This window comes from Micromonospora sp. NPDC049139 (assembly GCF_055586845.1).
In genome coordinates, this window is the sequence record NZ_JBVJHK010000045.1 from 1 (window position 1) to 12,978 (window position 12,978).

The window sequence follows — 12,978 nt, forward strand, 5'->3', positions numbered from 1 at the left end:
CACCCCCCGGATCATGCGTACGACAGGGGCAGTAAGTCATACCAGGCCGGGCGACCGAGCAGTCCCCGGCTGGGGACGATCAAAAAGGTAACGGGGGGGGGGGGATTTCACCCCCGGGCTCCCACAGAACCGTGCGTAACAGTCTCCCGTTACACGGCTCTTGTCATCCTGATCACCAGAAACGCGGTGTCCATGCCCAGTGGGCGAAGAGCCTTGGGTACTGGCGGGTGATGCGCTGCCAGCACTGTTGGGCCTTTCTGAAGGGTCGCCGCCGCCATCAACGAGTGGCTGTAACCAGCACAGTGCAACGGACCTTAGTCGACCCTGACCACGTACTTGCCCCGCACCCCGCCCGCCTCCAGCGCCCGGTGTGCCGCCGCTGTCTCCTCCAACGAGAAGCACCTGTCCACCACAGGGCGCAGTCCACCCTCCGCCACCTGGCGGGCGAGGTCGTCGAAGAGTGCCCGCGTGGGGTTGCCGCTGAAGAAGCGCACCCGGCCGCCTCCGTGTACGGCGCTGGCGGCGATGTAGCCGAGTGAGGCGGCGGGCCGTGCCGGGTCGAAGGCGATAGTGACCATGCGTCCGCCGGGTGTCAGCAGGCGCCGGAAGGCCCGCAGGTCGGTGCCCGCGGTGTCGAGGACCACGTCGAACAGGCCAAGTTCCCTCGGCGGGACGGTCCGGTGGTCGATGGCGTGGTGGGCGCCGAGCGTGCGGACGAAGTCAAGGTTGGCGGCGCGGGCCAGGGCCGTCACCTCGGCACCATATGCCTGTCCGAGCTGGACGGCGGCGTTGCCGACGCCGCCCGCAGCGCCGCGTACGAGCAGTCGTTCGCCGGGGCGCAGCCTGGCCTTGTCGCGCAGCGCTGTGATGGCCGTGGTTGCCACCGGCAGTGCGGCGGCTGCCGCCAGATCCAGTCCGTCCGGGACCCGGCCGAGCCGCTCGGCGCGGACTGTCACGTACTCGGCGGCGCTGCCGAATCCGGTACGGCCCACGATGCCCCACACACGGTCGCCGACCGCGAAGTCCGTCACGCCGGCGCCGAGTGCGGCGACCTCGCCGGTGAGGTCCAACCCGACGCGCTGCGGGAACTTCCGTCCGGTGAAGAGACGGAGGCTGCCGGAACGGGCCGCCAGTTCGCTGCCGTTGATGCTGAACGCGCGCACCCGCACGAGTACCTCGCCGGGCGCCGGTTCGGGGCGTGGTACCCGGCCCACGTACAGCACCTCGGGGCCGCCGAAGCGGTCGAAAAGTACTGCTCTCATCATGCGGTCGTCCATCGTTCTCACCTTCGCCACCAGTGGCCGTGCGGGGGACCTGGCCCCGAGCGTAGGCTAATAAATGGACGACATCGTCCGGTTGGACCGGAGGTGAGAAACAGTGGTGGAGGAATCCTCTCGGATCGCGGGCCCGGCCAGGCTGCGGGCCGACGCCCGGCGCAACCAGGAGCGCATCCTCGTCTCCGCCCGCGCGGTCTTCGCCGAGCACGGGATCGACGCGCCCATGGCGACCGTGGCCCGACGGGCCGGGGTCGGCGTAGCGACGCTGTACCGGCGTTTTCCGACCCGGGATGCCCTGGTGCGGGCCGCGTTCGCGCAGCAGATGGAGACCTGCGCCCGAGCGCTCACCGAGGCGCTGGCCGACCCCGACCCCTGGCGGGGCTTCCAGCGCCTGGTCGAGACGGCCTGCGAGCTTCAGCGGGAGGAACAGGGGTTTCCGGCCGCGTTCGTCGCGGCCTTCCCGGACAGCACGGTGGAACACGCGCAGGCCCGAGAACGGGCCGAGCGGGACCTCCTGACCCTGGTCCGCAGAGCCCAGGCAGCGGGCGCGTTGCGGGCCGACTTCCACCCTTCTGACCTCGCCGTGGCCCTGTTGTCCCACTGCGGTCTGGTCACCGCGCTGCCGCGTGACAGTGCTGCGTCCCGGCGCCTGGTGGCGTACCTGCTCCAGTCGTTCCGCGCTGAGGCGACTCGCGGGGCCCTACCTCCGCCGAGCACTCTGTCGCTGCGCAGTCTCCCGCTCGCGGCCGACAGCTCCCCGAGACAGCGGCCCTCCAGAGCCTGACGCAAAGCGGCGCCTGCCGCATGGCACGCCCCAGTCGATGCCGCAGAATACCTTCGCCAACTCACGTCCCTTCTCACTGTTTCGCCTGGCCAGATGCCCTGATGAGACCGTGCGGCGCCCTAATAACGAGGCTCTGTGGCCTGCCCTCCGATTGAGCCGTTCACGATCCCAGCGATCCGCATGGCTCCGGTCTTCATGCCAGAGCTCAAAGGCTCTCCAACAGCCAGGTATGGGCCATGCGGACGGGCTCGAACCACGAGCGACATCCTCGATCAGCAGAGATGGTGATGGCCCGGCCGGGGGTCAGGTGCCGGTCTCAATGAAGGACTCTGTGGTCCATGGTCAGGACAAGGCGTTCCCGATATCCCGGCTCGGGCCATCACGAGCAGCGAGATCCGGCATCCCGAGCCTCGCCGTTCGACAGTCATTAGGTCAGGACCGGGGCAAGAGGGTGCGCATCGAGCATCCTGTCCACCTCGGTGGCGACCTGGTCACGCTGTTGCAGGACGTCACGCAGGCTGTCGGCTAGCCGGGGCAGGATCGTCTCGGCCGCTGCGGTGCCGGGAACAACGACGGTCTGCTCGTCGAGGGCGGTCATGATGCGTTCGACCAGGCGTTCGCCCATGCGGGGTGCGTTCTTGCCGGCGATCGACACCAGTTTGCGGCGGCCGGCCTTGCGCAGCCCGGCTGGGCCGCCGCACCGCGACAGCAGTTCGAGGACGGCCTTGTGCTGGATGTTCTTGCCGAACGCTCGTTCCAGTGCGGGGTGGATCTGGGTGAGCAGGCCGCGGATGCGGTTGGTCAGCCGGGTGGCCTCGCCGGCCAGGTCGTCGTCGAAGCCGACGAGGACTTCCAGCTCGGCCAGGGCCTCGTCGCCGACGTCGACGCGGCGCAGCGTGTGCGGCAGCGTGCGGGCCGCGTCGGCGATCACGTAGGCGTCGCGGGCGTCGGTTTTGGCGGCGCCCGGGTGCAGGTCGGCGATCCGCCGCATCGCCAGACCGGGCAGGTAGGCCACCTGATGACCGCAGGCACGGGCGACCGCGACCGGCAGCGCACCGATGGAAGCCGGCTGGTCGACCACCACGAGAACCCGGCCGTGGCGGGCGAGTTTGTCGAACACCTGCCGCAGCTTGGCCTCGGTGTTGACCAACGCCGCGTCGTGCAGCCGCTTGCCGTCCCGGTTCAACGCGACAGCGTGGTGGCCGTCCTTGCCGACATCGAGACCGAGAAACACCTGATAGTCGTCGCCGTGCACCGCGTCGCCTCCCCGACACATCCACTGACCCGGTCGCCGATCAGGCGTCGACTGCCGGCAGCCACGTTACGAAGAGACCTACCCCAACCCTGCGAGTGGTCGTGTCCCAATCAGCGGTCCATCGACGCCACCCGGCCCGGCGACAACACCCCCCGGATCATCCGCACGACAGGGGCAGTAAGTCATACCAGGCCGGGCGACCGAGCAGTCCCCGGCTGGGGACGATCAAAAAGACCTCCGATCTCCTCAAGGGTCAAGTGGCGGGGTTGGTTGGATGGCGGAATGGACTACCGAAAGCTCTTCGCGGACGTGCATCGACGCCCGGGGATGTTCACGCTGGACGGCTCGTTTCACGACTTCACGGTCTTCATCCGAGGCTGCGAGGCCGGCAACGACTGGCAGCTGCTTGCAGGCTTCCGGGAGTGGCTGGTGGCCCGCTGTGGGCGCGGAGACAATCTGATCTGGGAGGCGCTGGTGCTGCACCAGGCGTTCCCGGATGGGCCGCCGCAACGCGAGCAGCTTGAGGCGGAGGCTGAGCTCAACCGGGTGGCTGTCGAAGCGCTGTTTCGGCTGCTTGACGAGTATCTGCAGCGACGAACAGAGCATGGCGGTCTGGCTAAGATCTTCGATGAGTACGTGACCTGGCGAAAGGCACAGAGCTGGTCGTGATTCACGCGGTAGCGGTGTCTTGCCGCGCCCCGAATGCCTTGGCAGGGTCGTATCGCTGACCGGTTGCCAGGCAGTGGTGGAGGCAGCCCAGGAGCCGGTTGAACAGGTTTCGTAGCGCCGCGGGGTGCCGGTCGCCATGGTCGCGGCGGCGTTGGTAGTGCTGCTTGGCGGGTTCGGCGTGGGTGGCGGCGACGAAGGCCCACAGGTAGCCGGCAGCGGCGAGCCGATCGTTTTTGACCTTGCGGTGGGTGATGGAGATGCTGCGCCCGGACGCGCGGGTGACCGGGGCCGCGCCGGCGTAGGCCTTCAACGCGCGGGCATCGGCGAACCGGGCGCGATCGTCGCCGATCTCGGCCAGGACGCGGGCGCCGGTCACGTCGGCCAGGCCGGGAAAGCTGGTCACGATCGCGTGGTCTGGGTGCTGGCGGAACGCTTCGCTGGCGGCCTCGGCAAGCTGGTCGACACTGGCGCACTCGACGTTCAGTGTCGCCAGCAGTGCCAGCGTCTGGGTGCCCATCGCTGCCTCCACGACGGCCGGCTGGCGCAGTTGCGGACGGCGTAGCGCCTGCTGCAGTTCGGCGGCCAGGTCCTCGACGCCGCGTCGGCGGCCGCCGCGACGCAGCGCGGCAGCGATCCGCGGCGTGGACAGCTTTGCAGCAGCTGCCGGTGTGGGTGCGATGGCCAGCACAGCCCGGGCGTCCGCACTGGTCAGGTTGCCCTTCCTGCCGTTGAACGCGGCAAGGAACGTGGGGAAGTACTCCCGCAGCAGCGACCGCAGCTCGTTCGAGGCCCGGGTTCGCCGCCAGACGGCGTCCTGGTGGGCCCGGGCCAGCACGGCAACGGCCTGGACCAGTTCGCTGTCGTGCGGCAGCGACCGGTGGGCATGGGCGTCAGTACGCAGGATGTTGGCCAGCACCACCGCGTCGGCGTGGTCGGATTTCTTGCGTGACACCGAGTACCGCTCCCGGTAGCGGGCCACCGCCATCGGGTTGATCGAGTACACCCGCCGTCCGCTCGCGCGTAGCGCCGCGACCAGCAGCCCGCGCGGCGTCTCGATCGCCACCGGGATCGGATGGTCGGCGCTGTCACCGGCGGCGGCCAGCATCTCCACCAGCGTGGTGAATCCGTCCAGGTCATCGCCGATACGGCCCTTGGCGACCAGGTGACCGTGCTCGTCGACCAGAGCGATGTCGTGATGCCGTTCCGCCCAGTCGATGCCGCAGTACACCGCCAACTCCAACTCCTCCTCATCTGTCAGTACAGGTGCGCAACCCTGGCGGAAACGCGCGGCGCCCTAATGACGAGGCTCTGTGGCCTACCCTCCGATGAGCCGTTCGCGATCCCAGCGACCCGCACGGTCCCGGTCTTCGCAGTCAGAGCTCGTCGGCTCCCGGTATGCGAGGTGTTCGCCGTGCGGGCGGGCTGCAACCACGATCAACATCTTGCCCAAGGTCGCGAGGTGGTCCGGCACCACCGAGATCCGCCCGTCTTGCACGAGACCTGCCGCGGTCCAGAGGTGTGCAGGCATGTCCTCGGTGAGCCGGACCACCACCTGAACGGCTCGCCGAGCCCACGCTGCCGATCTTTTTGGAGACCTTCAGAGGCCAGGTAACGGGCAGGCATCCCATGGACTACGGCGGGCCGTCCGAGACTCATTAGGTAACGGGGGACCGACGTCCAAGTGCGGGACGGCGACGGCAGCCCCGGACGCGCCTACGTTGATCCAGTGCACCGAGGCCCGTTCACGCGCTGGCCGAGGGCGGCCGAGGCCGTCCTCGCCGCCGTGCTGTTCGTGCTCACGCTGCTGCTCACCGACGGGGCGGGCGACTCGGTGGTGCTGCGCGACGTCGGCGCCGTCCCGCTCTGGATCGTGCTGCTGCTCGCGGTCGCTGTTGCCGGAGCCGCTGTCACCGACCCCGCACACCGGGTCTGCCTCGAGCGTCACACCCCGGCCTGGGCGAGGTCGCGGCCGGCGGTGGCTCGAATGGTCCGGCGCCAGGTCCATGCGGCGCGCAGGATGAAGGCCAAGAGCAGCAGCTCGAGTCCGATGGAGAGGCCGTAGAAGTAGAAGTAGGTCCAGGACTCGCCCTCCGCGTTGTACACCGAGACGGGAATGTAGAGCGTTGCCACGACGAGGTTGGTGGCGCGGTTGACACGGGCGGGGAGTGTCGTGGAGAGCAAGATCATGAGGATCGGGATGGCCACGAGCGTGAGCGCAAGGGCGACAAAGGTTGGGCCGGTGTCGAACTCATGAACGACGCCGACCAGGATGTCGTCGATGAAGCCGGGCTTGTACAGGGCAAGGTAGTCGACGTAGATGTAGAGGAACATGAAGCTGGCCCAGGCCGCGGCGAGCTTCGCCTGGACCGGGATGTGCGCTTCCTGGAGCGCACCGGCTGGTCTGTCGGTTCTGGTCATCACGTCTCCTGTGTGCTGGCGTCAGCCAGTTCGGCTCACTCGATGTCTTAACCATGACCAGCGTTGACGGGCACCACCTCCGCTTGCGGGCTCGAGCTGTCCTGGCCGCAGGCACGGGACATCCGCAGTACTTTCGACTGATCCGCCCGAGCGGCGGCCCCCTTACGTTGTCCGGGAGGGGGAAGCATGCGTGCTGGGATCTGGGCTGAGCCTCGCCCCGCACGCCCGCCGGTGCGGGTCTGGCGGGACTGGGCGCTGTCCTCGGCTCTTGTCGCGATCTCGCTCGTCGAGGTACTGCTGCGCGACGACAGGGCATGGGCGCCGCTGCTGGTCGGTGTCAGCGTCGTGGTCGCGGCGTGCCTACTGTGGCGACGCACGCGGCCGCTGGCCGCAGTCACCGTTGCCTTCGGAGCCGTTCTCGCGTTCGACATCGCGAGGATCGCGGTCATTGATGCCACCGGTCTGCTGGGCATCGCAGGGCTGCTTGTGTTGCCCTACGCCCTGCTGCGCTGGGGAGCAGGTCGCGAGGCTGCCCTCGGACTCGGCATCATCCTCATCTGGCTACCCGTCACCCTCATCGCGGACCCGACCTCACCCGCGGAGAAGGTCGCCGGTTACGGCTTCTTCCTGTTCTCGGCCGCGCTCGGCGCGGCAGTGCGCTACCGCACCAAAAGCCACGACCGCGACATCGAGCAGGTGCGGCTTCACCAGCGCAACGAACTCGCCCGCGAGCTGCACGACACGGTCGGCCACCGCGTCTTGGCCATCGCCGTCCAGGCACAGGCAGGTCGCGCGCTGTCCGCCGCAGATCCGAAACGCGCGCTGGCCACCCTGGTCACCATTGAGGAAGAGGCGTCCCGGACGCTCAAGGAGATGCGAGCCCTCGTGGGCGTGCTGCGCGACGGAACGGACGCCGATCTCGCCCCCCGGCGAGGGGTGGTGGACGTCGAACGACTCGCTCGTCCCGGCGGCGAGGTGCTGGGCGTCCGCGTGCAGGTCTCCGGTGACGTCGAGGCCGTTGAGCCAGCAGTCGGCACCGCCCTCTACCTGATCGCCGCCGAGGCGGTCACCAACGCGACCCGCCACGCCTCCGGCGCCACCCACGTCACCGTCGACGTCACCGCATCCCGCAGCCAGGTGCACCTGCGAGTGCGCGATGACGGCGAGGCGAGTACGACCAGCTCCCCGCACGCCGGCTACGGGCTGCGCGGCATGGCCGAGCGGGCGAGCCTGCTCGGCGGCACCCTCCGGGCGGGACCTGACCCGGACGGCGGCTGGAGCGTCGACGCCTCGCTGCCTCGGACAGCGCGCGCGTCATGACCATCCGCGTGCTGGTCGCTGACGACCAGGACATCGTCAGGGCAGGGCTCTGCATGATCTTGGACGCCCAACCGGGCATCGCCGTCGTCGGCGAGGCCGCCGACGGCCGCCGGGCGATCGCCATGGCCCGTTCGCTGCGTCCCGACGTGTGCCTGCTGGACATCCGCATGCCCGAGGTCGACGGGATCGAAGCCACCCGCCAGCTCGCCGGGGCCGACGTCGCCGATCCTCTGGCCGTCGTCGTCATCACCACTTTCGACCTCGACGAGTACGTCTACGGCGCGCTGAAGGCAGGCGCCCGAGGCTTCCTCCTCAAGGACGCCGGCGCCGAGATGCTCACCCAGGCCATCCATGCCGCCGCCCGCGGCGACGCCCTGATCGCACCGAACATCACCGCGAGGCTCCTGTCCTCCTTCGCGAACAGCCGCTCGCGCTCGGTGCCGCCTGAGCCTGTCGAGCCGCTGACCGCTCGTGAGGAACAGGTCCTGCTGGCTGCCGCTCGCGGGCGGACCAACAGCGAGATCGGCGATGAGCTGTCCATCAGCCTCAGCACCGTCAAGACCCACATCGCCGCCCTGATGCGCAAGCTCAACGCCCGCAACCGCGTCGAGATCGTCGTGTGGGCCTACGAGACACGCCGCGTCGACACCTGATCGGCATTGCCTGGTGGGATCCGGATCCCGTTTTCCGGGAACCCTACCGACGCCAACCCGGGCCAGAGCCAGAGCCGTACATCGATGCGCAGCACCCCTCTTGGCCCGCGTCAACCAACCCTCGACGACTGCCGGCACCATAAGGGCGAGGAGCAACGAATACTGACTACTTCGGTCTTCTCAGGGAGGTCACGCCGACTTGCTCGCCGACTTGCTCGCCGACATCGTCGCAGGTCACAGCGCTTTCTACGTCCGACCTCGGTGAGCACTTCGAACGCGGTGACCACTTCGCCATGCTGCACACATTCTGCAGTCCACCTGTAAGGCCCGGTGGGCCGGCATCCCTTACCGCTCTGACCTGCGGAAAACGTCTTCTCGGACGAATTGGCCGGCATCCGCGGGTTACGCGAAGACCGCGTCCTCAGGCGAACTCGCGCGCGGTGGATTCCAACCTCTCGCGGTAGGCGGCCCACCACGCCTCGTCTCCCTCGACCACGTTGTCGCCGGGCCGCCGCCAGCCGACCTGGCCGTCGACCAGTTCGCGCACGATGTCGGCGTGCCCAGCGTGCCGGTTCAGCTCGGCGAGCACGTGCACGAGGATGAGGTGCAGCGTCACCGGCGTGTCTTGCCACCACCGCACCGAGCCGGGCGCGTCGATCGGGAGCGCCTCGATCGCGGCGTCCGCGTGTGCCCAGACTCGGTGCCACAGGCCGATGATGTCGTCCCGGGACTCGTCGGCTGCGGCCCACATGTCCGTGTTCGGCTCGGCGTCCTCGTCCAAGCCCGCGACCGGCTCGGGAAAGGGGCGGTCGAACACCTCGCCGAAATACCCGACGGTCACCAAGGCCACGTGCTTGACCAGCCCGAGCAGGTTCGTCCCCGTCGGCACGAGCGGGCGCCGTACGTCGTACTCCGACAGCCCGTCGAGCTTCCCGAGCAGCGCCTCGCGCGCCTCCCGCAGGTACCGATAGAGATTCGCCTTGGCGTCGAGGTCCGTCATGCCGCCCAGGATCTCACCGCTGCGCCCGCCGCCATGCCCTGTACGCCCGCGTTCCGAACCACGGCTCTGTGGCGGTCACACGATCGCGGTTTCTGGCTGCGCCATGTCCATGTGTCGACGTCCGCCGTAACGGTGGGTGGCGCGCGAGTCGCGGCATGAGAGTGCGTGGGTGCCTACGCAGATGTGTTCCATCAGCTCCCGAACTGTCGCGGCATCGGCGGCGCTGACACGGTCATCGGCCCTGCCCGATCCGCCACGTAGGTGGCGTAATCGACGAAGTGGCGTCGACGACCGAGGTAGTGGGGATAGTGATCGAAGTGCCACCGACATTGTTCGATGAACTCCTCGTGATCAGTCAGTTGAAGCCGACTGCACAGGGAAGCGAAATCGTCCAGGCCATGGAGCATCTCGGCGCATTCAGCCGCCGTCGCGGCGTTCGGACCCCACAGCACGCCAGCTGGAAGCTCGTACATGGCGTATAGCAGCCACCCACGCGCTTCGCGATACGCGCGCCGTTCGTCGGCGAACCCGCGCCCCTGGCCATCCGATGCTGCCCCCACACGCGCAGGATAGGACACCCCATGTGTTCGACGGCCTGGAGCGCGCTCATCGGCATGTTGGTGCGCCGCGGATCGGAGACCAGCACCCTTTCGCCGACACGGACGGTGACGAGCCCGCCAGCGACGCGCGCCTTGACAGCGGCAGATCCGGATGACAGCTGGCGAGGCGGACAGCTACGCGTCATTGTTGCGCGATGATCACCATCCAACGAGTGCGGGTGCGGTGGAGCGCTGCGGCACGCGGCGCTCAGCAGGCCGACCTCCGTCGTGGCCTGAGCTGCCCGGTGCCCCTTCCTGCCTCACTACCAATGTGCGACGTGGCCGTGCACGAGGTGCTGTATGACGAGGCGACCGGCTACGTGCGCCATGACGAGGTTCTCAGTGGGGGCGTGGAGCGAGCCCGCGACGTGGGCTTGTGGCTCACCCTTGAGGGTTCCGCGGTGATCGTGGAACGGCTGCCAGGCCGGGCGGCATTTCCCCGCGACCGTGGTACAGCCCGCCTGTTCCCACTCGCATCGGGGCAGGTGGGCCGCTACCGGGCCAACTTCCGGTTCACGTTCACCCAATGCGCCTGCAATCCCAGCTGGTTCTACGAGGACTGGGCAGTGCACGTCGCCAATGGCCCAGTGGAGCCCGAAAGGTTCATCCAACGCGAACCGGACCATGACGCCGACAACCGCGTGCATCTCTACGGCGGCACGATCAGGCCCGCCGGAGGCAGCCGTCACCGCTAGGATCGGTCGGCGCGCAGCCAGCGGCAGATGAGTGCGCCTGGTCCTCGAACCGCGTCAACTGGAAACTGAAGCCGACCAGAATCGCCTGCTTCGAGGCCAACCCGGCCAACCACGATGTTCTGATCGGGCCCGGTGACGAATGCGTACGGTCCCGCGGCGACGTCATCGAACACCAGGCCACCTGCGAAGAACTACGTGACGAGATCCAGCAACGGTGCACCCGGGCACTTGCGTTCGCCGGCGCCGCGATCGCGCTGCCACCGATCCTCGTCGAGGTGTGGTGGCGGGTTCGCCGCAGGCCGGCACCGACGACACACTGACTCCACGCTCCCCCACCCTGATCGCGGCAGAAGCGTGCATCTGACCATGGCCGAGGTGCGACCAGTGGCGAAGCCGAAGCCGGGTACGGGTCGGCAGGGAATCCCCTGCAGTCGCTAATGTCGTCATCGTGAGCGATCATCACGGCGGCGCTTGGACGCTGCACCGGCGCGACGACGGCAGGGTACTTGCTGATCTCGTGGTGACCGGTGGCGACTTCCCGTGGCTGAACGCTCGTGTCGACCCGAGGGAGGGGCTCGCGGAGGTCCGGCCGCTCTTCGCCGAGGAACTGCGGCTGCTCGATGGTATCGATGAGGATGTCGAGTCCTGGGAGCGCGCGTACGAGGCAGTCCGAAACGCCGTGACGCTTCAGTACCCAGAGGGCCAGGAGGTTCCAGAGTTCCTTCTCCACATCGATGGCAACGAGGCGTGGTGGCGGTGGAGTGACGAGCCGTTTGACGAGGAGGACGCCTAGGTGCCAGCGCATTCGCTCGACGGCAGATGTGCGTGCCGCTTCAGCAGACCCAGCAGTAGAGGGAGTTCCTGTTCGCCACTGCGTTGGCCGCCAGTGCCGCCACCTCTCTGATGAGCTCATGGGGAAGCTCGTCATCGATGGCTTCACCCTCCTGGACCCGCGGCCCGCTCCATCGCTCTGCCATTCCGTCAAGCACCTCGGCGTCAGCATCAGCCAACGCCTCCGTGAGCTCGCGAGAGATGAGCAGGACCAGAGGGCTGTCGTTGCCGGCGACCACCTCCGGGCCTCCCGCAGCGATGGGTTGTTCAAGGGGCCCGGCCCGTCAGAAGGCTCTCCCACTCCTCAAGCGTCGACCAGACGTCGAAGTTGCCGTAAGTCGCCGACTCGAAATCCTCACCGGGCCCGTTCCCGACAACACCCCGCGCGATCGTGTTGTCGCACGCAACGAAGAACTTGATGATCGAACTCACGTCGTTATTATCGAGTCTTGCCGCGGGCGCGCCCTCGGCAGCCGTGGCCGATGATCAACCGGCGCGCACGGCTGCGGCAGATCCGGCGCGTTCCGACCTGAGCGCGGCAGGCCCTGTCAGCGGTCCGCAAAGTATCGTCAACGGGGCACGGGCTGCTTATCGGTAGAGCGGCTGGTCCTGGGTGGGGTCCGTGGGAACCACGTCGAGGCGCATGTCGGTGGTGAGTTGGGTGATCAGCGCCCGAGTCCCGCCGATCCCGGCCCAGTGCGGATCGACGTCCTTGGCCACGCACCAGGCGTGATCAGCGGGCCAGGCGAATGCTGGCTCGGCGTTGCTGAGACGACGCTGGCCCGGCCACCCCGCAGCGGTGTCCCATGTGCCGACGTCGGCTAACGGCCCTCGAAACAACCAGTACGCACGGTGGGGCACCACAACCTTGGGCACACGCGGTGTCGAGGGCGGGGCAGCGGGTGTGGGCGCCAGTCCCGGCTGGCCGCCGGACCGCTCGAGCGGCGCGCCGGTGTTCTCTTCATCGCTGTACACGGCGTCGTCGTCGGCAGCGTCGTCGGCGTCGCCGAAGCCTTCCCAGACGCAGAAGTAGCAGTCTTCCGGGGTCGTGGTGTGGGTGGCCAGCACCTCGAAAAGGGTGGGCAGCTGCTCGGCGAGCCAGTCCGCGTCGACGTCGTTCTCGCTTTGGCCGGGACGTGCCGGATCGGGCAGGAACCGAAGCCGCGCGTAGGCGTCGAAGCCCGCAGGGCCGAGGCCCACAAGCTGCTGCCACGGCAGGTCGCTGTGGGCGATCCAGTCGGCGGCCGACAGTTCCCGACAGAAGTTGAGTGTCACGTTCCGGTTCTACCGCGAAGCCCCGTACCGGCGCATCTGCCGGGTCACGCCGCCGGGTCAAATATCAGATAAGGAGTGAACTGCCGCCCAAGGGCAGACAGGAGCAGGCTTAGAGCGTGTCTCAGGTGGTGAGTTTGAGGTAGCGCTTGTGGCAGGTGAGGGCTGCGGCGAGGGTCACGAATGCGCAGTACAGGCTTGCCGA

14 protein-coding genes and 1 pseudogene are annotated in these 12,978 nt (G+C 68.2%); 6 read left to right on the forward strand and 9 right to left on the reverse strand.

Annotation, left to right across the window (positions count from 1 at the left end; translation table 11 throughout):
* Window positions 1–314: 314 nt before the first annotated feature.
* Window positions 315–1,277 (reverse strand): NAD(P)-dependent alcohol dehydrogenase, encoded by a 963-nt coding sequence (locus ACZ6Q9_RS33810; protein WP_396831363.1) that lies wholly within the window; start codon window positions 1,275–1,277, stop codon window positions 315–317.
* A 103-nt stretch (window positions 1,278–1,380) separates the two neighbouring features.
* Here ACZ6Q9_RS33810 and ACZ6Q9_RS33815 point away from each other — a divergent pair, with 103 nt between their 5' ends.
* Window positions 1,381–2,061, forward strand: coding sequence for a TetR/AcrR family transcriptional regulator (locus ACZ6Q9_RS33815; RefSeq protein WP_396831365.1), 681 nt, complete (start codon window positions 1,381–1,383; stop codon window positions 2,059–2,061).
* A 430-nt stretch (window positions 2,062–2,491) separates the two neighbouring features.
* Here the strand turns inward: ACZ6Q9_RS33815 and ACZ6Q9_RS33820 are convergent.
* Window positions 2,492–3,337, reverse strand: a pseudogene (locus tag ACZ6Q9_RS33820) (IS110 family transposase); the annotation flags it as partial.
* A gap of 261 nt (window positions 3,338–3,598) precedes the next feature.
* Here ACZ6Q9_RS33820 and ACZ6Q9_RS33825 point away from each other — a divergent pair.
* Window positions 3,599–3,985: a hypothetical protein gene (locus ACZ6Q9_RS33825; protein ID WP_393270150.1), complete on the forward strand. Its 387-nt coding sequence runs from the start codon at window positions 3,599–3,601 to the stop codon at window positions 3,983–3,985.
* Between the two features lies 1 nt (window position 3,986).
* On the opposite strand, the gene ACZ6Q9_RS33830 is transcribed toward ACZ6Q9_RS33825, so the two are convergent.
* Window positions 3,987–5,219, reverse strand: coding sequence for an IS110 family RNA-guided transposase (locus ACZ6Q9_RS33830; protein WP_396831367.1), 1,233 nt, complete (start codon window positions 5,217–5,219; stop codon window positions 3,987–3,989).
* A 707-nt stretch (window positions 5,220–5,926) separates the two neighbouring features.
* Window positions 5,927–6,403: a DUF6326 family protein gene (locus tag ACZ6Q9_RS33835; RefSeq protein WP_396831369.1), complete on the reverse strand. Its 477-nt coding sequence runs from the start codon at window positions 6,401–6,403 to the stop codon at window positions 5,927–5,929.
* Between the two features lie 186 nt (window positions 6,404–6,589).
* Between ACZ6Q9_RS33835 and ACZ6Q9_RS33840 the strand changes: the two genes are divergently transcribed.
* Both ACZ6Q9_RS33840 and ACZ6Q9_RS33845 read left to right on the forward strand, forming a co-directional pair.
* Window positions 6,590–7,723, forward strand: coding sequence for a sensor histidine kinase (locus ACZ6Q9_RS33840; protein ID WP_396831371.1), 1,134 nt, complete (start codon window positions 6,590–6,592; stop codon window positions 7,721–7,723).
* The gene (locus ACZ6Q9_RS33845; protein ID WP_091291383.1) at window positions 7,720–8,376 is read left to right on the forward strand and encodes a response regulator; all 657 of its coding nucleotides are present in this window, start codon (window positions 7,720–7,722) and stop codon (window positions 8,374–8,376) included. Before ACZ6Q9_RS33840 ends, ACZ6Q9_RS33845 begins: the two co-directional genes overlap by 4 nt.
* Window positions 8,377–8,797: 421 nt before the next feature.
* Here the strand turns inward: ACZ6Q9_RS33845 and ACZ6Q9_RS33850 are convergent, their stop codons facing one another.
* Both ACZ6Q9_RS33850 and ACZ6Q9_RS33855 read right to left on the reverse strand, forming a co-directional pair.
* Entirely contained in the window at window positions 8,798–9,376 is a 579-nt protein-coding gene (locus ACZ6Q9_RS33850; RefSeq protein WP_396831372.1) for a DinB family protein, read from the reverse strand.
* Between the two features lie 191 nt (window positions 9,377–9,567).
* Window positions 9,568–9,936, reverse strand: coding sequence for a hypothetical protein (locus ACZ6Q9_RS33855; RefSeq protein WP_396831373.1), 369 nt, complete (start codon window positions 9,934–9,936; stop codon window positions 9,568–9,570).
* 308 nt (window positions 9,937–10,244) lie between these two features.
* Between ACZ6Q9_RS33855 and ACZ6Q9_RS33860 the strand changes: the two genes are divergently transcribed.
* Window positions 10,245–10,670 (forward strand): hypothetical protein, encoded by a 426-nt coding sequence (locus tag ACZ6Q9_RS33860; protein WP_396831380.1) that lies wholly within the window; start codon window positions 10,245–10,247, stop codon window positions 10,668–10,670.
* Window positions 10,671–11,118: 448 nt separating this feature from the next.
* Window positions 11,119–11,463 (forward strand): hypothetical protein, encoded by a 345-nt coding sequence (locus ACZ6Q9_RS33865; RefSeq protein WP_396831374.1) that lies wholly within the window; start codon window positions 11,119–11,121, stop codon window positions 11,461–11,463.
* Between the two features lie 40 nt (window positions 11,464–11,503).
* Here the strand turns inward: ACZ6Q9_RS33865 and ACZ6Q9_RS33870 are convergent, their stop codons facing one another.
* From ACZ6Q9_RS33870 to ACZ6Q9_RS33880, 3 genes are all read right to left on the reverse strand, one after another.
* The gene (locus ACZ6Q9_RS33870) at window positions 11,504–11,740 is read right to left on the reverse strand and encodes a hypothetical protein (protein WP_396831375.1); all 237 of its coding nucleotides are present in this window, start codon (window positions 11,738–11,740) and stop codon (window positions 11,504–11,506) included.
* Window positions 11,741–11,768: 28 nt separating this feature from the next.
* Entirely contained in the window at window positions 11,769–11,933 is a 165-nt protein-coding gene (locus tag ACZ6Q9_RS33875) for a hypothetical protein (RefSeq protein ID WP_396831377.1), read from the reverse strand.
* A gap of 156 nt (window positions 11,934–12,089) precedes the next feature.
* The gene (locus ACZ6Q9_RS33880) at window positions 12,090–12,776 is read right to left on the reverse strand and encodes a hypothetical protein (protein ID WP_396831379.1); all 687 of its coding nucleotides are present in this window, start codon (window positions 12,774–12,776) and stop codon (window positions 12,090–12,092) included.
* Between the last annotated feature and the right edge of the window lie 202 nt (window positions 12,777–12,978).